Source organism: Burkholderia sola, from assembly GCF_905400185.1.
Classification (GTDB): Bacteria; Pseudomonadota; Gammaproteobacteria; order Burkholderiales; family Burkholderiaceae; genus Burkholderia; species Burkholderia sola.
In genome coordinates, this window is the sequence record NZ_FR989676.1 from 652,727 (window position 1) to 674,174 (window position 21,448).

At 66.4% G+C, this 21,448-nt stretch carries 23 protein-coding genes; 19 read left to right on the plus strand and 4 right to left on the minus strand.

Annotated elements, in window-relative coordinates:
- Nucleotides 1-46: 46 nt before the first annotated feature.
- On the minus strand, nt 47-577 hold the full coding sequence (locus KR541_RS19460) for a YcxB family protein (RefSeq protein ID WP_089489973.1): 531 nt from the start codon (nt 575-577) through the stop codon (nt 47-49).
- Nucleotides 578-912: 335 nt separating this feature from the next.
- Between KR541_RS19460 and KR541_RS19465 the strand changes: the two genes are divergently transcribed.
- A complete protein-coding gene (locus tag KR541_RS19465) occupies nt 913-1,221 on the plus strand; it encodes a hypothetical protein (protein WP_050017116.1) in 309 nt (102 codons plus the stop codon).
- A 22-nt stretch (nt 1,222-1,243) separates the two neighbouring features.
- Here the strand turns inward: KR541_RS19465 and KR541_RS19470 are convergent, their stop codons facing one another.
- Nucleotides 1,244-1,540 carry a hypothetical protein gene (locus KR541_RS19470; RefSeq protein WP_050017117.1) on the minus strand — a complete coding sequence of 99 codons (297 nt, stop codon included), beginning with the start codon at nt 1,538-1,540 and terminating at the stop codon, nt 1,244-1,246.
- 425 nt (nt 1,541-1,965) lie between these two features.
- On the opposite strand from KR541_RS19470, the gene KR541_RS19475 reads away from it, so the two are divergent.
- On the plus strand, nt 1,966-3,564 hold the full coding sequence (locus KR541_RS19475) for an EAL domain-containing protein (RefSeq protein ID WP_050017118.1): 1,599 nt from the start codon (nt 1,966-1,968) through the stop codon (nt 3,562-3,564).
- An 18-nt stretch (nt 3,565-3,582) separates the two neighbouring features.
- Here the strand turns inward: KR541_RS19475 and KR541_RS19480 are convergent, their stop codons facing one another.
- Nucleotides 3,583-3,954: a hypothetical protein gene (locus KR541_RS19480; RefSeq protein ID WP_089490025.1), complete on the minus strand. Its 372-nt coding sequence runs from the start codon at nt 3,952-3,954 to the stop codon at nt 3,583-3,585.
- 209 nt (nt 3,955-4,163) lie between these two features.
- Between KR541_RS19480 and kdgT the strand changes: the two genes are divergently transcribed.
- The 3 genes from kdgT to KR541_RS19495 all read left to right on the plus strand — a co-directional run bounded on the left by kdgT (nt 4,164) and on the right by KR541_RS19495 (nt 8,083).
- The gene (gene kdgT, locus KR541_RS19485) at nt 4,164-5,183 is read left to right on the plus strand and encodes a 2-keto-3-deoxygluconate transporter (RefSeq protein WP_050017119.1); all 1,020 of its coding nucleotides are present in this window, start codon (nt 4,164-4,166) and stop codon (nt 5,181-5,183) included.
- 139 nt (nt 5,184-5,322) lie between these two features.
- Nucleotides 5,323-5,619 carry a hypothetical protein gene (locus KR541_RS19490; RefSeq protein ID WP_050017120.1) on the plus strand — a complete coding sequence of 99 codons (297 nt, stop codon included), beginning with the start codon at nt 5,323-5,325 and terminating at the stop codon, nt 5,617-5,619.
- A 79-nt stretch (nt 5,620-5,698) separates the two neighbouring features.
- Nucleotides 5,699-8,083, plus strand: coding sequence for a DNA polymerase II (locus tag KR541_RS19495; RefSeq protein ID WP_216089738.1), 2,385 nt, complete (start codon nt 5,699-5,701; stop codon nt 8,081-8,083).
- Nucleotides 8,084-8,089: 6 nt separating this feature from the next.
- Here KR541_RS19495 and KR541_RS19500 read toward each other — a convergent pair whose 3' ends face one another.
- A complete protein-coding gene (locus KR541_RS19500) occupies nt 8,090-8,422 on the minus strand; it encodes a hypothetical protein (protein WP_150123360.1) in 333 nt (110 codons plus the stop codon).
- Between the two features lie 164 nt (nt 8,423-8,586).
- On the opposite strand from KR541_RS19500, the gene KR541_RS19505 reads away from it, so the two are divergent.
- From KR541_RS19505 to KR541_RS19565, 14 genes are all read left to right on the plus strand, one after another.
- On the plus strand, nt 8,587-10,653 hold the full coding sequence (locus tag KR541_RS19505) for an FUSC family protein (RefSeq protein ID WP_050017123.1): 2,067 nt from the start codon (nt 8,587-8,589) through the stop codon (nt 10,651-10,653).
- Nucleotides 10,650-10,874 carry a DUF1656 domain-containing protein gene (locus tag KR541_RS19510; protein ID WP_050017124.1) on the plus strand — a complete coding sequence of 75 codons (225 nt, stop codon included), beginning with the start codon at nt 10,650-10,652 and terminating at the stop codon, nt 10,872-10,874. Before KR541_RS19505 ends, KR541_RS19510 begins: the two co-directional genes overlap by 4 nt.
- A gap of 2 nt (nt 10,875-10,876) precedes the next feature.
- Nucleotides 10,877-11,776 (plus strand): efflux RND transporter periplasmic adaptor subunit, encoded by a 900-nt coding sequence (locus KR541_RS19515; protein ID WP_050017125.1) that lies wholly within the window; start codon nt 10,877-10,879, stop codon nt 11,774-11,776.
- On the plus strand, nt 11,770-13,182 hold the full coding sequence (locus KR541_RS19520) for an efflux transporter outer membrane subunit (protein WP_050017126.1): 1,413 nt from the start codon (nt 11,770-11,772) through the stop codon (nt 13,180-13,182). Before KR541_RS19515 ends, KR541_RS19520 begins: the two co-directional genes overlap by 7 nt.
- Nucleotides 13,183-13,286: 104 nt before the next feature.
- Nucleotides 13,287-14,234, plus strand: a complete 948-nt coding sequence (gene cynR, locus KR541_RS19525; protein WP_200891636.1) for a transcriptional regulator CynR — start codon at nt 13,287-13,289, stop codon at nt 14,232-14,234.
- A 450-nt stretch (nt 14,235-14,684) separates the two neighbouring features.
- Nucleotides 14,685-14,984, plus strand: a complete 300-nt coding sequence (locus tag KR541_RS19530; protein ID WP_050017128.1) for a hypothetical protein — start codon at nt 14,685-14,687, stop codon at nt 14,982-14,984.
- Nucleotides 14,985-15,064: 80 nt separating this feature from the next.
- Nucleotides 15,065-16,030 (plus strand): LysR family transcriptional regulator, encoded by a 966-nt coding sequence (locus KR541_RS19535; protein WP_162838129.1) that lies wholly within the window; start codon nt 15,065-15,067, stop codon nt 16,028-16,030.
- Between the two features lie 155 nt (nt 16,031-16,185).
- Nucleotides 16,186-16,503 (plus strand): DUF4148 domain-containing protein, encoded by a 318-nt coding sequence (locus tag KR541_RS19540; RefSeq protein ID WP_050017159.1) that lies wholly within the window; start codon nt 16,186-16,188, stop codon nt 16,501-16,503.
- A 36-nt stretch (nt 16,504-16,539) separates the two neighbouring features.
- Nucleotides 16,540-17,007: an SbtR family transcriptional regulator gene (locus KR541_RS37050; protein WP_414590645.1), complete on the plus strand. Its 468-nt coding sequence runs from the start codon at nt 16,540-16,542 to the stop codon at nt 17,005-17,007.
- 369 nt (nt 17,008-17,376) lie between these two features.
- Complete coding sequence (locus tag KR541_RS19545; RefSeq protein WP_050017129.1) at nt 17,377-18,210, plus strand: substrate-binding periplasmic protein; 834 nt, start codon at nt 17,377-17,379, stop codon at nt 18,208-18,210.
- A 98-nt stretch (nt 18,211-18,308) separates the two neighbouring features.
- Nucleotides 18,309-19,148: an amino acid ABC transporter ATP-binding protein gene (locus KR541_RS19550; RefSeq protein WP_050017130.1), complete on the plus strand. Its 840-nt coding sequence runs from the start codon at nt 18,309-18,311 to the stop codon at nt 19,146-19,148.
- Nucleotides 19,149-19,158: 10 nt separating this feature from the next.
- On the plus strand, nt 19,159-19,830 hold the full coding sequence (locus tag KR541_RS19555) for an amino acid ABC transporter permease (protein WP_050017131.1): 672 nt from the start codon (nt 19,159-19,161) through the stop codon (nt 19,828-19,830).
- A 10-nt stretch (nt 19,831-19,840) separates the two neighbouring features.
- Entirely contained in the window at nt 19,841-20,506 is a 666-nt protein-coding gene (locus KR541_RS19560) for an amino acid ABC transporter permease (RefSeq protein WP_050017132.1), read from the plus strand.
- A 33-nt stretch (nt 20,507-20,539) separates the two neighbouring features.
- Nucleotides 20,540-21,418, plus strand: coding sequence for a dihydrodipicolinate synthase family protein (locus KR541_RS19565; protein ID WP_050017133.1), 879 nt, complete (start codon nt 20,540-20,542; stop codon nt 21,416-21,418).
- The last annotated feature ends 30 nt before the right edge of the window (nt 21,419-21,448 follow it).

Below are 21,448 nucleotides of genomic sequence, written 5' to 3' on the forward strand. Positions count from 1 at the left end.
GCGCGCGTTGAAACCCGGACGGCGCAGGCCGTCCGGCCACGGCCCGCTAGACTTTGTGCACGCCGTTCTGAAGCAGCACTCGATACAGGAATGCCACTTGTCCGTCGTTCAGCACGCGCTTCGGTACCACGCGGAACATCACCGATGACTGATACAGCAGGATCATTTGACGATCCTCGCTCCAGTGAATGAGATCCGCGTAGTGAATTTCGTCGCGCGAAGTCGGCGTTTCGACAATGAACCGGTCGCCTTGGAAAATGACCGTGTGAACCTGATGAAGCGTCCTTTGCTGGTCGTAAATCTTGCGACCTGCGCGCGGCAGTATCAGATGATTCAGGATGGGCACGCCGATCGCGACGACAGCCGCGATTCCCGCGGCCATCCAGACATAGCGCCATTCCGGAAAATGTCCGCTTGCTATCCGGACGCCGCCGACCAGCAGGACGATGTACACGATCGCACCGATCGCAAATGACTTGAGCAGGTATTTCCAGTTGTACCTGCGCCAAAGATGCAGGCGGTAGGCGTGGACGAGATCGTCCGCGGTTATTTGAAAAACGACTTCGGTATCGCTCATGGGCGGGCTCGGAACGCTCTCTGGTTCTTGTAATTGCTCTGGACGCTTCGCCGCGAGCACCGCGCTCGGGCGGGTTGGCAGTGCGCGCGCACAGAGACGTGCAAACGAAGCGGCGCGATATCGCCGGCCGATCGATGCACGGCGACAATATACATGCGTGGAACGACACCCGTGCGGCGAGTCGCCGCGGCAGTGGTGCGGCCTGCGGCGAGCGGCAGACGCGGACGGCCGGCATTGTACGCGGCCAGCAGTCTGTTCGGGGAAGTGACTCGCATGTTGCGCCCACGAACTCACGGCGGCTCGCATGGTCGAACGTGCATCGCCGGAGAACCCTCATGAAACGCGTCGCCCTTGCCGCTGCCCTGACCCTGTTTGCCACCATCGGCGTGTCCGCGCCGGCCTTCGCCGGTGCGTCCTCCGGCATCGCGCCGGTTCCGGTTCAGGCCTACGCGAAAAATTGCGTGCCGTCGCGGGATGCCGCGCAAGGCGCCCATTCGCCGTCCAGCGCGCCGCCGATCCGCGTCTGCGTCGGCGATTCCGATACGCAGTTGAACCTGCCGTGGTTCGTGACCGATGTCCTCACCGCCGTGGACACGCACCAGTCGCCCAGCGGCCTGCTCCACAAGATGCGCAACGACTTCTGACGCGCCGCCGGCACCGCATCGTTCATGGCTCGTCGGGGCGCGTCAGCACCTGGATGAACGTGCCGACGATGCCGGCCCACATCGCGGGGTCGGCGATGCGCGCCAGCAACCCCCGCAATTCCCGTCGCTCTCTTTCCGACAGCACGCCGTGCGCGCCGCGGATGCTGTCGTAACGCGGCGTACCACGCGACGCGAGCGCGCGATCGAGCGAATAGTCGCGGGCCTCCCCGTCCACCGAAATCCGGATCCACAGCGAACCGCCGTCCGCCGCGGCGGCGCCATCGGTCACGATGACCGTCGGTGTGGCATTTTCTTTCATCGCAACGCTCCGGTTTGACGCGCTGGCGGCAAATTGCCGACCACGGCGCCCTATTGAAATGTTTCTTTTCGAGACGCAATCCCGAAACATCATCAATTTTTAGACAACGATATTACGTAATGGCGCGCCGCATCTTATACTTGCCACGCACCATCCTCGTGCCAAGAGACGGTGTCTTTTGTCCCGGCTGCACGCACCGTGCGGCCGGGGCTTTTTTCGGTACGTTACATCGAGATACATGCCGAATGTGCGCATGTTCTTAAGGAATGCTGCCAGATGAATGGCTGATCGCGACTGGCCGAGCGGATGCCGTCGCGACGCCCGACTCGATCGGCGTCCCGAAACCGGCGCGCAAGCCGCATGGTCCGAATCAGGCATGCGGCTTGCGCGCCGTCGGCGCACCGACCGGTTCGACTTGCCACGCCATGCGTACAACACCAAAGGCAACCGCGGGATTACGGGCGCTCCCGCCCGGCTCGACGCATCTTTTCGGCGGCGCGTGGCCGCGCGTCGTCCTTTTCGCCGCCGTGATCATTTGCGTGCTCGTGCCCGCGTTCGCGATCGTGCTGGCCGACCGCTACGCCCGCGATACCGTCACCGCGCATGAGCGCGCCGTGGCCCACGACATCGTGGCTTCCGTGGACCGCATCCTGGACGGCGTGCGCCTCCGCCACGCGGACGAGCTGACCGCGCTGGTCGGACAGCCGTGCGCGACGGTGTTCCGGACGCTGGCCGAAGTGGGCACTCGCCTGCGCTATCTGCGTGCGGTCGCGCTGGTGAACGACGGCCGCGTCATATGTTCGTCGGCGCTCGGCTCGATCGACGTGCCGCTCGTCAAGTATGCGCGCGAGCCCGAACCGGGATCGATGACCGTCACGCTGCTGCGCCAGACGGCGTTCCAGCGCGGCATTCCGGTGCTGTACGCATTCCGCGCCACTGCGCGCGGCGCGGGCGTCCTGTACCTGATCGAAGGCGACTACGTGGCCGACGCGCTCGCCCTCGGCACCGCCAACGGGGCGGAAACGGCCACGCTGTCGATCGCGGGGTCGGGCCGCCTCGATCAGCACGGGACGTTCGCGCCGGACACGGACGCCGGCCCCACGGGCGGCAGCACGATTGCGTCGCAGCGCTGGCCGTTCAAGGTGTCGGTCGTCGCATCGGCGCGCTACGCGTCACAGGTCCAGCGCCACGACCGGCTGATTTGCGCGACGATCGTCCTGCTGGCCGACAGCCTCGTGATGGCCGCCTACCTGCTCGCGATGGCGCCGCGGCGGCTGTTGCTGAAGGCCGTGCGCCACGCGCTCAGGCGCAACGAATTCCATGTCGTATACCAGCCGATCGTCGACGTGCAGACGCGCAGGACGGTCGGCGTCGAGGCGCTGCTGCGCTGGCACCATCCGAAGTGGGGGGCCATCAGCCCGGCCGTGTTCATCCCGCAGGTGGAATCGAGCACGCTGCTGCCGAAGGTCACCGAATTCGTGTTGCGCACGGCGGTGTCCGAGCTGACCGCGCTGACGCCGTCCGCGCCGCTGCGCATCGCCGTGAACGTGGCGCCGCGGGATCTCGAGCGCGCGCGGTTCGTGGCCGTCGTCGAGGAAACGATCCGCGCGCTGCCGCCCGGCTTCACGCTGGTGCTCGAAGTCACCGAGCGCATCCTGCTCGAGAAGAACGCGCGCACCACCGAGATCTTCCAGGCGCTGCGATCCAAAGGCGCGAAGTTCGCGATCGACGATTTCGGCACGCATCACAGCAATCTCGACATGCTGTCGCGCTTCCCTTTCGACTACGTGAAGATCGATCGACAGTTCGTCTCGCAACTGGACAGCGGCAGCGCGAAGCTGATCGAAGGGATCGCGACCGTCGCGCACCACTACGGCATGAAGATCGTCGCGGAAGGCGTGGAGACGGAAACCCAGCATCGCGCGCTGCATGCGGTCGGGATCCAGTACGCGCAGGGATACCTGTACCAGCGGCCGCTGCGCGCGAAGAACCTGAAGCGCGACGTCGCATGGGCGACGGTGTAGCGGCGACGCCGAAGGCGACTACTGCGCGCCGTATTGACCGCCGACGCGCACGCGATCCTGCTCGACCCATCCTTCGACGTCGTCGCCGGTCTTGCCGTTCACGTACATGATGTTGTACCAGCGCCCGTGCGACTTGTAGACGGTCACCGAATCGCCAGGAACGATGAAGGTACGCTTCGTGATGCACTGCGCGTCGGGCGCAGAGTAGAAATACGCGCGCCCCGTGCCGACGACCGTGCCGGACGCCGGCGGCCGGAAGTTGTCGTCCGGGCCGCTCGTGGCCGCGTCGAGCTTCCCGCAATCGACCGCGCTCTTTGCGTGCGCGCCGTTCGCGCCCACGCTCGCACCGAGCACCAGCATCGCGATGCCGATGCGCATCGTCGTTTTCATCTTCATCATTCGCCCGCTACGCCCTATCGTTTTCTCGGTTTGCCGGTTCGCGGCCGGCACTCGCTCAATCCTGCGCGACGGTCGTCGCTTCCGGATGATACGACGACCATCGAAACGCATAAAAACGGACCACCGTTCCGAATCATGTCCTATAGTCAGTCAGCAGACATCATTCGACAACGGGACGCATCGACGTCCACGGAGGAGACGTGAAGCTGAAACAGGCCATCGACCGCATTCCGGGCGGGCTCATGCTGGTCCCGATGCTGCTGGGCGCGTGCGTGCACACGTTCGCCCCGAACGCCGGGAAGTACTTCGGCTCGTTCACCAACGGCCTGATCGCGGGCACGGTGCCGATCCTCGCCGTCTGGTTCTTCTGCATGGGCGCGACGATCGACCTGCGCGCGACGGGCGTCGTGCTGCGCAAATCGGGCACGCTGCTCGCGACGAAGATCGTGGTCGCATGGCTCGCGACGCTGATCGCCGCGCGGTTCATCCCCGACGACGGTATCCGCACGGGCCTGTTCGCGGGCCTGTCGCTGCTCGCGATCACGACGTCGATGGACATGACCAACGGCGGCCTCTATGCGGCCGTGATGCAGCAATACGGCACCAAGGAAGAAGCCGGTGCGTTCGTGTTGATGTCGATCGAATCGGGGCCGCTCGTCAGCATGCTGATTCTCGGCGCGGCCGGCGTCGCGGTGTTCGAGACGCGGCTTTTCGTCGGCGCGGTGCTGCCATTCCTGATCGGCTTCACGCTCGGCAATCTCGATGTGCAGCTGCGCGACTTGTTCGGGCGCTGCGTCCATCCGCTGATCCCGTTCTTCGGCTTCGCGCTCGGCAACGGCATCGATCTGAACGTGATCGCGAAGAGCGGGCTGCCGGGTATCGCGCTCGGGCTCGCGGTGATCGTCGTGACGGGCGTGCCGTTGATTCTGGCGGACAAGTTCCTGGGCGGCGGCAACGGGACGGCCGGGCTGGCCGCGTCGTCGACGGCCGGCGCCGCGGTCGCGAACCCGGCGATCATCGGCGAGATGATCCCGAAGTTCAAGCCGATGGTGCCGGCGGCGACGGCGATCGTCGCAACCGCGTGCCTCGTGACGGCGATTCTCGTGCCGATTCTGACGGCGATGTGGGCGAAGCGGGCGGCGAGGGTGTCGGGGGTGCCGATGCAGGTCGCCGCGCGCTCGTCGCCGGGACGGGCGATCGAGCATGAGGGGCATGTTTGAGGGGGCGCCGGTTCGAGTCTGGCCTCAGGCACCGCACATCCTGGCGTCTGCCAGCCATGATCCCGCAAACGCTCACCTTCATGTAGGCTCCGGAAGCCGGCTCACGTCGCCCAGGCCGGCGTTTTCCGGAGCGCTTTTCATGCCCACTGCCGTCCTGCTGCGGACAAACCATTCGCACCTCTACCCGGGCAGCATCGTGACGCTCGACCGCGATGCGCCGCGCACCGCCCAGCCGCATCCCGCCGTCATCGAATTCGCGGACGGCTCCGGCGCCGCCGCGACACTGTCCCGCGTCGGCGACGATACCCTTGAACTCGCGGTAGACGAATACGTCACGCAGAAGCGCAATACGATCGCCGCGCGCCGCTGGTTGCTGCAGCCGATCGATGCGGCCCAGACGGGATGGCGCGTCGCGCTCCGCCTTCCTGCCACCTGATGCCAGATGGCCGCCGCCGGCGCGAAGCGCTTCCAGGCGCTAAAATCCGCCGCCTGAGCATCCACGACGAGCAAGCGTTTTGACGGCGTTCGAGCAGGGTTTCATCCTCACCCGCCACTGGCGGGACACCGCATCCGGCATCGAGATCGAGTTCTGGCTGGCAACCGAACACGGTCCGCGCCGCGTACGGTTGCGCCCGCAGGAAGCCGTCGCGTTCATTCCGGCCGAACAGCAGGCGCTCGCCGAACGCACGCTGGCCGGCGAGCGCGAAGCCGAGTTGCGCCCGCTCGCGCTGCGCGACTTCCGGCAGCGCCCCGTCGTCGGCCTCTATTGCAAGCGCTATCGCCATCTGTCCGGGCTGCAGAAGCGGCTCGCCGCCGCCGGTGTCGACGTCTACGAAGCCGACGTGCAGCCGCCCGACCGCTACGCGATGGAGCGCTTCATCACGGCGTGCGTGCAGTTTCGCGGGCAACCCGGCCCCGACGGCACGCTCACCGGCGGCGAGCTGAAGCCCGCAACCGGCTATCGCCCGGCGCTGCGCTGCGTGTCGCTCGACATCGAAACCAGCGTCCACGGCGAGTTGTACTCGATCGCGCTCGAAGGCTGCGGGCAACGACAGGTCTACATGCTCGGGCCGCCGAACGGCGACGCAAGCGGCAGCGCAGGCGCCTTGGACTTCAACCTCGACTACTGCGACAGCCGCGCCACGATGCTCGCGCGGCTCAACGACTGGTTCGACGAGCACGAGCCCGACGCGGTGATCGGCTGGAATCTCGTGCAGTTCGACCTGCGCATCCTGCACGCGCACGCGGAGCAATACGGCGTGCCGCTGAAACTCGGGCGCGGCGGCAGCGTGCTCGACTGGCGCGCGCACGGTCAGCAGCCCGACCACTTCTTCGCGGGCGCGGCCGGCCGGCTGATCCTCGACGGCATCGACATGCTGAAATCCGCGACGTGGACCTTCCCGTCGTTCAGCCTCGAATACGTGTCGCAATCGCTGCTCGGCGAAGGCAAGTCGATCGACAATCCGTACCAGCGGATGGACGAGATCCAGCGCCGCTTCGATCACGACAAGCCCGCGCTCGCGCGCTACAACCTGAAGGATTGCGAGCTCGTCACGCGCATCTTCGACAAGGCCGACCTGCTGTCCTTCGCGCTCGAACGCGCGAGCGTCACGGGGCTGGCTGCCGATCGCACCGGCGGGTCGGTCGCGGCGTTCACGCACCTGTACCTGCCGCGCATGCATCGACTCGGCTATGTCGCGCCGAACCTCGGCGACGTGACGGGGCAGAACAGCCCCGGCGGCTTCGTGATGGATTCGCGCCCCGGGCTGTACGACTCGGTGCTCGTGTTCGACTACAAGAGCCTCTATCCGTCGATCATCCGCACGTTCCTGATCGATCCGGTCGGCCTGATCGAGGGGCTCGCGCATCCCGGCGACGACGCATCGGTGCCCGGTTTTCTCGGCGCGCGTTTCTCGCGCACCGCGCACTGCCTGCCCGACATCGTGCGGCGCGTGTGGGAAGGCCGCGACGACGCGAAGCGGCAGCGCAACGCACCGCTGTCGCAGGCGCTGAAGATCATCATGAATTCGTTTTACGGCGTGCTCGGCTCGACGGGCTGCCGCTTCTTCGACCCGCGCCTCGCGTCGTCGATCACGATGCGCGGCCACGAGATCATGCACCGCACGCGTCAACTGATCGAAGCTCAGGGTTACGAAGTGATTTACGGCGATACCGATTCGACGTTCGTGTGGCTCGGCCGCGCGCATGACGACGACGAAGCCGGCGCGAAGGGCCGTGCGCTCGTCGAACACGTGAATCGCTGGTGGCAAGCGCACCTGCGCGAACAGTTCGGACTCGACAGCGCGCTGGAGCTGCAATACGAGCGGCATTACCGCCGCTTCCTGATGCCGACCGTGCGCGGTGCGGAAGAAGGCAGCAAGAAGCGGTACGCCGGCCTCGCGGCGACGGCCGACGGCGGCGAGGACCTCGTGTTCAAGGGGCTCGAAACGGTGCGCACCGACTGGACGCCGCTCGCGCAGCAATTCCAGCGCGAGTTGTACCGGCGCGTGTTCAGGCTCGAACCGTACCAGGATTTCATTCGCGACTACGTACGCCGCACGCTGGCCGGCGAATTCGACGATCAGCTCGTGTACCGCAAGCGCGTGCGCCGGCCGCTGCGCGAATACGAACGGAACGTGCCGCCCCACGTGCGCGCGGCGCGCATCGCCGACGAGTTCAATCATGCGCAAGGCCGGCCGCTGCAGTATCAGCGCGGCGGCTGGATCAGCTACGTGATGACGACGGCCGGCCCCGAGCCGCTTGAAACGATGCGCTCGCCGATCGACTATGCTTTCTACCTGAGCCGCCAGCTTCAGCCCGTCGCCGATGCGATCCTGCCGTTCCTGCGCGACGATTTCGAACGCGTGATCTCCGGGCAGGGGCAGTTGTTCGGCGACTGACGGCCCTCATCCCGCCCAATCCGGTTGCGCATGCAACCGATTCTCTTCGGGCAGCGCGTCGCGCGTCGGCCATTGTTCCGCCGATCGATCCATGACGGCATCGATCGGCATTCGCGCGCGCCCGCATGCCGCACGATAAGTAAAACCGATTGCCCCGGTCGGAAATCCGACTTGGACGCCGCGCGCGCCGCAGCGCACAATTTCGTCCATCGCAATCGAATGAAACCCTGATCCTTCGTACCGAGTTTCCGTGGCGCCCGTCGTCCCCCAACGCGTGGCCATGCGCTTGAATAAAAAGGAAAAGGCGCGCACTCGTGCTTGACATGCCTGCCAGAACATCCCGTTTCGTGTGGTCGCTTCTTTCCACACAGCCTGCCCTCCTCCCGCTTCGCGCGTGCCGCCGACCGGCGCCGCACGAGCTCACGCACGGCACGCCGCCCCCGACGCCGTAGCGCGCCGCCGCCGCAATACCCCCTTCGCCCGTTTCGCCAGAGGAACCCGACGTGTCGCAAGCCACTGTCGCGCCGCTTCGGCCGCGCGACCCATTCTCCATCGATCCGCGAAAACTCCTTTTCTCGATCAGCACTTTTATCGCGGCCGCGCTCGTGCTGCTGATCTCATTCACGGTCAGCTTCCCGCGCCCGTGGTGGGCGCTGCTGACCGTCTACGTGACCGCGCAGCCGATGGCCGGCGCATTCCGTCCGAAGACGATCTATCGGCTCGCGGGCATCGCGGCGGGTGCGGTGGTGACCGTTGCGGTCGCACCCAATCTGCAGAACTCGCCGGTGCTGCTCGTGCTGTGCCTCGCGCTGTGGATCGGCTTCTGCATCTATCTCGCGGTGCTCGACCGCACGCCGCGCGCGTTTCTGTTCCAGATGGCGGCGTTCAGCTCGGCCGTGATCTGCTTTCCGTATCTCGACGATCCGGCCAACATCTTCATCACCGCGGTGTCGCGCGTCGAGGAAATGACGGTGGCGATCCTGTGCGTGACGATCACGCACATGCTGCTGAAGCCCGCGAACAGCCGGCCGGTGATCCACGAGCGCGCGCTGTCGTTTCTCGGCGATGCGTGCCGCTGGACTGCCAACGCGTTCGGCACGCATCACACGCGGCTCGAGCACGAGCATCGCCGCAAGCTCGCGGCCGACGTCACCGAGCTCGGCATGATCGCGACGACGCTGCCGTTCGACCAGCGCTTCGCGCTCGCGACGCGCGATACGGTCACGGCACTGCAGCATCGCCTTGCGGCGTTGCTGTCGGTCGCATCGGCCGCCGCGAACCGGCTCGACCAGTTGCGTTCGCTGAATGCGGTCGACGCGGAAACGGCCGCGCTGGTCGAAGCCGTGATCGACGACCTGAACGCCTCGCAGGAGGTCGGCGAAGCGCTCGACGTCGGCCTCGCCGCACGCTGCCGCGCGCTCGCGGCCGAACGCCTGGTCGATCCGACCTGGACGTCGCTGCTGGCCGCGAACCTGTTCGACCGCACCGCCGATTTCATCGACACGCTGCACGCGGCACGCGGGCTGGTGCGCACCTTCGCGGAAAGCGACGCCGAGCTCGAACGCCACCTGCCGCCGGCCGACGGCATGCGCCGCTTCCGGCTGTCGCGCGATCACGGTCTCGCGCTGCTCGCCGGCGCCGCGACCACCACCGCGATCATTCTCTATTGCGCGGTGTGGATCCTGCTCGCCTGGCCGAACGGATCGGCGACCGCCGCCTTCGCCGCGCTCGTCACCTGTTCGTTCGCGGCGCAGGACGATCCCGCGCCGGCGATCGGCCGCTACCTCGCCGCGACGCTCGCCACCTTTCCGCTGGCCGCGCTGTACCTGTTCGTGATCCTGCCGCGGGTCGACGGCGCCGGAATGCTGATCCTGACGCTCGCGCCCGCCTTCATCTGGATGGGCTACATCCAGGCCGATCCGGCGCGCACCGCGCGCGCCCTTCCGATGTTCTCCTGCTTCATCGTCGCCATGGGTTTTCTCGATCGTTTCCAGGCCGATTTCGCGCTGTTCCTCAATACCGGGCTCGCGCAGGTCGGCGGCATCGTCACGACGCTCGTCGTGACCAAACTGTTCCGTTCGGCCAGCACACGCTGGACGGCTTACCGGATCGTGCGCCAGAACTGGGCCGATCTTGCACAGATGGCCGATCCGCACCGGCCGCTCGATGCGCCCGCCTGGACCGCGCGCGCGGTCGACCGGCTCGGCCAGGTGGCCGCGCGCATGGCATTCGCGAATCCGGGCGACGCACTGCATGCGGTCGACGGGCTGAGCGACCTGCGCATCGGCCGCAACATCATCCAGGTGCGGCAGGGCCTCGCGAGCGGCGACGGGCCCACGCGCGACGCGATCGAAGCGGCGCTCGCGGCCGTGTCGGCCCTGTATCGCGCCCGCGCCGACGCGCACCATCCGGTTCCCGCCACCGCGTCGCTGATGCGCACGCTGAACCAGGCGATCGGCGCGGCCGCGCGCAACACGACCGGCCGCGACGACGCAACGCTGCTCGCGCTCGTCGGCATGCGCTGCAACCTGTTCCCGCATGTGCAACTCGTCGAAGGGACGACGCGATGATCGAAGAAATCCACATTTTCGGCATCTATCTGCCGTCCGCGCTGGCGTGGGCGGTCGTCGCGCTGACCGTCACGTTCCTGCTGCGCGGCGTGCTGCTGCGCCTGCCGCTGCGCGTGCTGCTCTGGCAACCGGCGCTGCTCGAACTGGCGACCTTCTTTCTGCTGTGGTGGGGCATCGCCCGTCTCGCCGACGCGTATTTCCCGTACCGGCTCCTTTCCTGAACATGAAGCAAATCATTCCCCTGTTGCGCACCGCCCTGACGGTCGCGATCCTCGTCGCCATTCTCGGCGCGATCTACGGCCTGTGGATTCGCTACCAGATCGAGCCGCTCACGCGCGACGGCAAGGTGCGCGCCGACGTGGTGCCGATCGCACCCGACGTCAGCGGCCTCGTCACCGACGTGCGCGTGCACGACAACCAGAAAGTGACGAAGGGCCAGGTGCTGCTCGTGATCGATCCGTCGCGCTACCGGATCGCGCTCCAGCAAGCCGACGCGAACGTCGCGAGCGACCAGGCCGAACTCGACGAAGCGATGCGTGAGGACCGCCGCAATCGCGCGATGCCTGACGTCGTCGCCGAAGAATCGACGCAGCAGGGCGCGACGCGCGTCGAGAAGCTGCGCGCGGCGCTCGCGCAGGCGCGCTCCGCACGCAACCTCGCCGCGCTGAATCTCGAACGCACGCTGGTGCGCGCGCCGGTCGACGGCACGGTGACCAACGTCGGCCTGCTGCCGGGCGTCTACCTCAATGCGGGCAAGGGCGCGATGGCGCTCGTGAACGACACGTCGCTGCGCATCGAAGGCTACTTCGAGGAAACCAAGCTGCCGGCCATCCATGTCGGCGATCCGGCCAGCATCTACCTGATGGGCGTCGCGAGCGAAATCCGCGGCCACGTGCAGAGCATCGCCGGCGGGGTCGAGGATCGCGAACGCGCGGGCGGCGATGCGCAGCTCGCGAACGTGAACCCGGCGTTCACGTGGGTGCGGCTCGCGCAGCGCATCCCGGTGCGCGTCGTCATCGATTCGGTGCCGGCCGGCGTGCGGCTCGTGCCCGGCCAGACCGCGTCGGTCGAGATCCATCCCCGCGCGGGCGACGTCACGGTGCACAGGAGCCTGCCATGGTGAGCCTGCGTACGATCGCCATCGCCGCGCTGTGCATCGCGCTCGGCGCCTGCGCGGAGGTGGGCCCCGACTATCGCGTGCCGTCGAACGCGCTCGTGAATGCGTCGGTCGCGAACGGCACATTCGTTGCGGGCGCATCGGTCGCGTCGAGCGATCCGCTGCCCGATCACTGGTGGCGCCTGTTCGACGATCCGGTGCTCGACGGGCTCGTCGAGAAGGCGCTCGCCAGCAACGTCGACCTGCGCGCGGCCCAGGCCAATCTCGAACGCAGCAACGCGTTGCTCGCGGCGACGCGTACCGCGCGCGAGCCGGGCATCGCGGCGGACGCGTCGACGAACTACACGCAGCAATCGGCCGCGTCGGTGCTGTCGCATGTCCAACCGCCTCGTCACGAGATCTACAACATGGGACTTACGATGAGCTACGACCTCGACCTGTTCGGCGGCATCCGGCGCGGCATCGAGGCCGCATTCGCGGACAACGAAGCCGTCGTCGCGGCCCGCGATCTCGTGCGCGTGAACGTGGCGGCCGAAGTCACGCGCGCCTACTCGGACCTGTGCAACGCCGGCAACCAGATCGACGTGCTGCAGCGTGCGATCGCGGTCCAGCAGCGCCGCCTCGCGCTGACCCGTCAGTTGATCGCGCTCGGCCGCACGCCGACGTTCGAACAGCAACGCGACCAAGGCGGCATCGAGAACAGTCGCGCGTTGCTCGCGCCGCTGCAGGCGCGCCGCCTGAACGCGGCGTTCCGTCTCGCGACGCTGGCCGGCCAGCCGCCGGAAAACTACGACCGTGCATTGCTTGCATGCCGCACGCCGCTAGCGCTGTCCACGCCGCTGCCGACCGGCGACGGGCGCGCGCTGCTGAAGCGCCGGCCCGACGTGCGCGCGGCCGAGCGCCGGCTGGCCGCGTCGACGGCACGGATCGGCGTCGAAACGGCCGCGCTCTATCCGGACATCAAGCTGGGCGCGAGCATCGGTTCGACGGGCGGCGCCGCCGCGTTCTTCACGCCGCTGACGAACCGCTTCGCAATCGGTCCGATGGTCACGTGGGATCTCCATCGCAGCACGATCCGCGATCGCATCGCCGCCGCGCAGGCCGACAGCCGCGCGAGTCTCGCGCATTTCGACGCGACCGTGCTCACCGCGCTGCGCGAAACCGAAACTTCGCTCGAGACCTATGCCGGCGCACTCGACCGCCTGCAGCGCCTCGAAGCGTCGCGTGACGCTGCCCGCGACGTGATGGAGCGGACCGACGAACTGCGGCGCGGCGGCCGCGTGGGCGGCCTCGCGGCGCTCGATACGCAACGTACGTGGCTCGCCGCCGAAACGGCCGTCGCGGCGGCCCGGCAGGACGTGAACAACGGCCAGATCGCGACGTTCCTGGCGCTCGGAGGCGGCTGGCAATGACGGACCACGACCTCATCGCCGGATGCCTGGCGCCAGCGCGAACGGCCCTTCCGCCACCGGCGCATAATGGCGGGATACCGGACCCGCGCCCCATCCCGCGAAAAATGAAGTTCACCCAACGCAGCCCGCTGCTTCGCAACATCAGCTATCTGCTCGCGATCGACGAGCACCGCAATTTCACGCGCGCGGCCGAAGCGCTCAGCGTGTCGCAATCGGCGCTGTCGCAAAAGGTGCGCCAGCTCGAAGACGAACTCGGTGCGCAACTGTTCGACCGCAGCGGCCGCATGGTCCAGCTCACCGATTTCGGCAGCGTCTACCTCGACTACGTGCGCCGCGCGCACAACGACCTGCTCACCGCGCAACGCGCGCTCCACGACGTGCACGACCTGTCGCGCGGCAAGCTGCGGATCGGCTTCACGCCGACCTTCACCGAATATCTCGTCGCGCCCGTCATCGAGCAGTTCCACGAACGCCATCCGGGAATCGTGATCGAGATGACCGAGATGTCGCTCGATGCGGTGGAGACGGCGCTCGGCGACGACCAGGTCGATCTCGCGTTCGGGTTCGTCGACGTGCGCGCCGACGAGATCGAAGCCGAAGCGCTGTTTCCCGAGCGGCTAATGCTGGTGGTCGGCCGCTCGCATCCGCTGACCGCGCAACGCGAGCCCGTCACGCCGGCGCAGCTCGCCGACATCCCGCTCGCATTGCTGACCACCAGCTTCGTGTCGCGCTTCTACATCGACAGCTATTTCCAGTCGTACGACATGCAACCGAACGTTGCGCTGCAGGCGAATTCGATCAGCGCGGTGCTGAAGGTCGTCAGTCGCGGCAAGATCGCGACGATCCTGCCCGGCACCATCGAGTTCGAACATCGCGACCTGCAGTACGTCCCGCTCGATCCGCCGTTTCCGGTGCGAACCGTCGCGCTGCTGCGCCGCAAGGGCGCCTATCGCACCGTCGCATCGACGGCCTTCGCCGCGCTGGTGCGCGAGATGCTCGAGCACGGCAGCCTGTCGTCGCTGCGTACGCTGACGGCACGCGATTCGGCTTGATCCTGACGTCGTGCAACGACGCACGACGCGACGGATTCACCACACAACCGCTTCGCCCCTGCTCGCGCTTGACGCGACGGCCGGGTTGCTTGCGCGCGGCCGTTTCAATTTTATTCGCATTCCAAAATCATCGATTTCGAGGCCGAACCCAACGAATCATCGCTTTGCCTTATCGACAGCATCGGAAATTCGCCTTGGACGCGATCAGGGTTTTCCTGCATTCTTTCACTATCGATTCCAGGTGAATCGGTCGCGCCGAATCCCGGCGTCGAGCGCCCCGGCGCCCTTGTCGCACCGCACCCGCCTTTCGCATGACGTCGACCCGCTTCGGCGGTTCAACGATTCGACGGAAAGTCCGACACACTCCCCGGCCATCGACAAGACGACTCGACCACTCCGGCATACCGGATCGATCTGAAAAAATACGCACTTTCATTATCGGAATCCTAAATGTTCAAGCCTGTCCTTACCCCTCTCGCAATCGCATTCATCGCACTCTCCGGCGTTGCCGTCAGCGCCCACGCACAACAGCGGCCGGCCCCGTCGACTGTTCAGCAAGCATCGCAAGTCGCGGCACCCGCGTACACCGCACAACTCGCCGCGCGATCGGACGACGCCAACGTCGCCCATGCCGCCGCCGCGACGAAGGCCGTCGTGCCGCTTCGCGCCGCGCCGGCGAACGACCCGTCCACGCCGGAATCGGACTGCGTCGGCCCGGTGAGCTTCTGCAACGTCTACTTCGGCAGTTGAACGCACACGCGACGCCCGGTCCGCCGGCACCGTGACCGGCGGGCCACGCTTCTCTCCAACGCCTTCCACCAGGAACCGTCGTGAACCATCTGTTCAGTGCGATGCGGGTCTTTCTCAAGGTTGCGGACACGCACCATTTCTCGCATGCGGCCAACCAGCTGAATCTGTCGCCGTCGCTGGTGACGCGCTATGTCGGCGATCTCGAATCGCACCTGGGCGTCAAGCTGCTGCAACGCTCGACGCGCAAGACGGTGCTCACCGAGATCGGCGTCCGCTACGCGGAAGGATGCCGCGCGCTGTTGATGGACCTCGCCGAAATCGAAACGCGCGCCACGCAGGAGTCGAGCCAGATCGCCGGCGACCTGAACGTCGTCGTGCTGCACAGCGCGATGTCGCCGGAACTCGCCGGCCTGTTCGCCGACTACCAGTCGCGCCATTCGGACGTGTCGCTGCACATCACGTTGACCGAATCGGAAGTCGACCTGCTCGGCGGCGGCTTCGACGCCGGCATCGTCGCCGACACGATGATCACGTCGGTTTCGGTCGTGTCGCGCACGCTCGCTCATGCGTCGCTCGTCGCCGTCGCGTCGCCCGGCTATCTGCTGGACGCGGCCGCGCCACGCCGGCCGGTCGATCTGGCCGCGCACCGGATCGTCGGTCTCGCGACCGGCGCCCGCACGCATCGCTGGGCCGGCCCGAACGGCACGATCGATACGATCGCGCTCGACGCACCGATCACGGTGAACAGCACGCTGATGCAGCGCCAGCTCGCGCTCGCCGGCAGCGGCATCGCGCTGCTGCCCGAGTACGTGGTCGCGAGCGACCTGCGCATCGGCACGCTGATGCGCGTGCTCGACGATTACCGGATCGTGAACGACGGCGTCACCGTGTCGCTCGTGTATCCGGGCCGCGAATTCCTGCCCGGCAAGGTGCGGGCGTTCGTCGATCTCGCGGCCGCGCGCTTCCGGCTGCCGTCGCTGGCCGCGCCGCGCCCGTCGGGCATCGTCCATGCGCAAGGCGCTGTCGCGGCCACCGCGGATGCGTGATCGCCGCGGCATGCGCGTCGCTCACTCTCGCGCGTTCCGGAACACGGCTCGCCAGGAATCGCCGTTTATCCGGCCGTTCCGGGTTCCTAAACTTGCTCCATCGGTCCGGCCTGCCGCAGCGGCGCCGAACCGCAACGAAACTGTCTGAGGAAATCGTGAAATCGATCATCGTTACCATCGCCGCCGTCGCCGCTACCGCTCTGCTCGCCGCACCGACCGTGTCGTACGCACAGGCATCGCACTCGACGCTCACCCGTGCGCAAGTGCGCCAGGAGTTGCTCGACCTCGAATCCGTCGGCTACAACCCGTCGACCGGCGACGGCGACAACTACCCGGACGACATCGTCGCCGCGCAGGAACGCCTGGCCGCGAAGCGCCTCGCCGAACACAAGCGCAGCGAAGCCGCTTACGGCTCGACCGGCGCACCGGGCACGTTCTCGGGTGCGCCGGCGGTTGCGGCGGTGAAGCGCTAACGTGTCGCCGGCCGGCGGGGCGGGCGCGACCTGCCGTTGTGTCCATCGAGCGCCGGTCGCGGGAGTTGCGCTTCGGCAGGCATCGGACGTCACGGGGTCCGCCGCCGCATTTGCATCTCGTCACATGATGGTGCAAAGCGGGCCGTTGACCCACCTTCTTCATGTCCCGTACGGCCACCTCACCAGGGGAGTGGGCCGTCCGCGTTCGAGAAGGTCCCGCTCGGGCCGTCCGCGCCGAGCAATGCCAGGCGGACCGGTTCGCGTGCCGCATCCTACTTCCTGCAGCGACTTCGCCCCGTCGTTCAGACACTCCTCGATGATGCGATCGCCGCGGGGGAACTTCGCGCAGGCATCCAGGCGGATGAACTCTTGTGCGCGGTGGGAGCCCTGTGCGGCCCGCTCGAATGCCCCAAGCCACCGGACGCCCGGAGATTGGTGGCGCTGTTTATCGACGGCCTGCGCTATGGCGCAGGCGGCGCGCGTCCTGAAAAACGTGTTGAATGACGGCCGGATATCACTTCAATCGAATCAAGTGGCCGCGCTCCGTCGTACCAACGGAGCGTTTGCGCGAAAGTCGCTCGTTCAGCGAATGACTACGGCGGGAACGACCGGCCCGCAGCCAATCCCTGCGCTTCCTCTTCCCATCCTCGCGTAGCCGTCCTCGGCCCCGCGTCGCCCCGCTTTCTCCGCTCGTCCCTCCCCGCGCCTCCGCACGCGCCCCTGGGAAAACCCGACCGCCTCCCAGCACAACTTCCCGTTGACACGCTGATTTTTGCCCCTCTAATATGCACACAACGCTGCACACAATAAAACACACATTAGTGTGTGGAAAGCAGAAGGCATACGGGTTTACCCATCTCAAGTGAGGTCACCATGAATCGACTGTCTCGTTTCACCCGTCAAATCGTCGCGTGCAGCACGGTCGCGGCATCGCTCGTCGCCACCGCGCCGTCGCATGCCGCCGGGCCCGACGCCTGGGCCGCCGTGAAAAAGGCGGGCGTCCTGCGCTGCGGCGCCGCCGTCGCGCCGCCGTATGTGATGCGCGACCCGAAAACGGGCGCCTACAGCGGCTTCTTCTCGGATCTGTGCCGCGATTTCGGGCAGAACGTGCTGAAGGTGAAGGTCGAATTCGTCGATACGAGCTGGGACAACATCGTGGCCGGCCTGCAATCGGACAAGTGGGACCTGTCGCTCGCGCTGAACGACACGCCCGAGCGTGAAAAGGCCGTCGCGTTCTCCGCGCCGGCGACCGACTACAACGTCTCGTTCGTCTACAACAAGAACAACCCGCGCGTGCCGAAGAACCTTCGCTCCATCGCCGATATCGACAAGCCGAACGTGACGGTCGCAGTGATGTCCGGCACGTCGCAGGACAAGGCGATTTCGGCGGAACTGAAACAGGCGCGGATCATGCGGCTGCCGGGCAACGACGAGACTCGCCTGTCGCTGATCTCGAAGCGTGCCGACCTGCTCGCCGACGCGAACATCACCAACATGCTGCTGACCGAGGCGCACCCGGATTGGGCAGCCAGCTTCAACCCCGCGCCGCCGCTCGCGCAGCAGGAAGTGGCGTTCGGCCTGCGCAAGGACACGCCGAAAGCCGACCTCGACACCCTCAACGACTACCTGTCGCAACAGATCAAGTCGGGCGCGGTGAACCGCCTGATCAAGACGTCCGTGCAGGCGATGCTCGTGCCGGGCAAATAAACGCCGACCGCGCCGACGGGCCCGGCGGATGCCGCCGGGTGTCGATATTCCGATTTGCACATTGCGCGCCGACATCGGGCGCCGCTGGAGAGACTGTCATGTTGTCGCCTCAAACGACGGCCGTCAGGTCGGCCATGCATCCCCTTTCGACCACGCGCTTCGCCGCGTCCGCACCGGACGGTGATTTCGTGCGGCTGCGCGACGTGCACAAGGCGTACGGCCCGAACCTCGTCGTGATGGACGACATGAATCTCGACATGCGCGCCGACGACCGGCTCGTGATCATCGGTCCGAGCGGTAGCGGCAAGAGCTCGCTGCTGCGCGTGATGATGGGCCTCGAAGGCATCCAGCGCGGCGAAATCGCGTTCCAGGGCGCACCGTACATCCGCGGCGGCGACGCGCGCGGCGGCTGGCGCATCGATGCGAAGCTGCAGAAACAGGTCGGCATGGTGTTCCAGCACTACACGCTGTTTCCGCACCTGTCGGTGCTCGGCAACCTGATCCTTGCGCCGGTACGCGTCGGTGGGCTGTCGAAGGCGGAGGCAACCGAGCGCGCACGCACGTATCTCGCGCGCCTGGGCCTCGAAAGCAAGCTGCATGCATACCCGAGCCAACTGTCCGGCGGCCAGAAGCAGCGCGTGGCGATCGCGCGCGCGCTGATGCTCGAACCGAAGCTGATGCTGTTCGACGAAGTGACGTCCGCGCTCGATCCGGAGATGGTCGTCGAAGTACAGAACGTGATGCTGCAGCTCGCCGAGCAGAAGATGGCGATGATCATCGTCACGCACGACATGCACTTCGCGCGTGACATCGCAACGCGCGTCGTGTTCTGCGCGAACGGCAAGATCGTCGAGCAAGGCACGCCGGATCAGATCTTCAAATGTCCGAAGGAGTCCCGCACGCGCGAGTTCCTCGAGAAAGTGCTGCATCTCGACTGAGGCCGAAGCCATGAACTACCACTTCGATTTCAGCTTCCTCGCCGGCAGCGTCGGTACACTGCTCGACGGATTGAAGGTCACCGTTGTGCTCGCCATCGCCGCGAACGCGATGGGCCTCGTGCTCGGTTTCGTGCTGTGCCTGCTCGCGATGAGCCGCTGGCTCCTGGTGCGCTGGCCCGCCCAGCTCTTCATCGAATTCTTCCGTTGCACGCCTGCGCTGCTGCAGATCATCTGGTTCTTCTACTGCATTCCGATGATGGTCGACGTGTTCATCGACCCGATCACGATGGGCGTGCTCGCGCTTGGCTTGAATCTGACTGCGTTCAATGCGGAAGCCTATCGCGCCGGGGTGCAGGCAGTGCCGAAGGAACATCTCGATGCGGCGGTCGCGCTCGGCCTGCGGCCGTGGCAGCGCACGATCTTCGTCGTGCTGCCGCAGGCGCTGCGCAGCGCGATGCCCGTACTGCTGACCAACGGTATCGGCAGCTTGCAGCAAAGCGCGCTGGTCGCGATCGTCGCCGTGGGCGACCTGATGTACGTCGCGAAGAGCATCGCGACCGAAGCGTACCGGCCGCTCGAAACCTATTCGGTCGTCGCGCTCGTGTATTTCGCGCTGTCGCTGCCGATCGCAAAACTCGTCAACGTCATCGAGCGCCGCCAGGACGTCGCCGTCCAGCGCTGAGGAGTCCGTCGTGAATCTCGATTTTTCCATCGTCTGGCCGTACTGGCTCGTACTCGCAAAGGGCCTCGGATTGACGCTGGCGTTCACCGCGACGTGCGCGCTCGTCGGCAGCTTGCTCGGCTTCGTGCTGAGCCTGTTGCGAATGTCGCCGTCGCGCTGGCTGCGCGGGCCGGTCGTCGCATTCGTCGAATTCTTCCGCGGCACGCCGCTTCTGATCCAGCTGTTCTGGGTGTTCTTCTGCTTTCCGGTCGTGCTGCGCTTGCCGATCCCGCCGTACCTGTCGGTACTGATCTCGCTGACGCTGTACATGGCCGCGATCACGAGCGAGACGTTTCGCGGGTCGCTGAAGTCGATCGCCGGCGAGCAGCACGACGCGTGCATCGCACTCAGCCTGTCGCCGCACGTGAAGATCGTCTATGTGATTTTTCCGCAGGCGCTGCTGCGTGCGATTCCCCCGCTGCTGTCGAACGTCGTGAGCCTGTTCAAGGAGAGCGCGCTCATTTCATCGGTGGGCATCGCCGACCTGATGTTCGTCGGTCAGAACGTGTCGAACAGCACCGCACGGCCCGTCGAGTTTCTGACGACGGTCGCCGTCATCTATTTCCTCGTCGCCTTTCCGCTGACCCGCCTGGTCGGCGTAGTGGAGTCCAGGATGCTCAGGCGCTATGCCTACTAACTCGCAACGCTTTCCTCAAGCCGGAGAAATCTCATGCAACTGAAAGGCATTCTGCCCGCCCTCGTCACGCCGTTCGATGCATCGGGCGCGGTCGATCACGACACGCTCGCGTCGATCCTCGAATATCAGCTCGCCGCAGGCGTCAGCGGCTTCGTGCCGCTCGGTTCGACCGGCGAATACTATGCGCTTGCCAACGACGAGCGCCGCGCGGTGATGAAGACGGTGCGCGAAGTGGTAGGCAGCCGCGGCACGCTGATCGCCGGCGCGAACGGTTCGTCGACGCGCGAAGTAGTCGAGCAGGTTCGCCAGGCGCGCGATGCCGGTTACACGAACATCCTGATCGCGCCGCCGTACTACGCGCTGCCGTCGCAGGACGAGCTGATCGGCCACTACGACGCAATTCTCGCGGCCGTGACGGACGTGAACGTGATCCTGTACAACTACCCGGTGCGCACGAACGTCGAGGTCGGCTTCGGCGTACTCGACGCGTTCAAGGATCATCCGCGCGTGATCGGCATCAAGGAAAGCAGCGGCAACCTGCTGCGCGCGATCGAGATCGGCGGCAAGTACCGCGATCACTATCAACTGTCGTGCGGCTCCGACGACCAGGCGCTCGACTTCTTCCTGTGGGGCGCGACGAGCTGGATCTGCGGGCCCGCGAACTGCTTCGCGAAACAGGTCGTGAGCTTCCACGACAAGTTCTCGGCCGGCGACATCGCCGGTGCGCAGAACGTGATGCGCTCGCTGTTCCCGGTAATGGCGAGCATGGAGTCGGGCAAGTTCATCCAGAAGGTGAAGTACGGCTGCGAGCTCGCCGGCTTCAAGGTCGGCAACGCACGCATGCCGCTGCAGCCGCTGACCGATCGGGAGAAGGCCGAGTTCCGCGCGATCTTCGAGGCATCGCAGGCGTAACGCGTACGCGCACCGGCACCGTGCGGCATG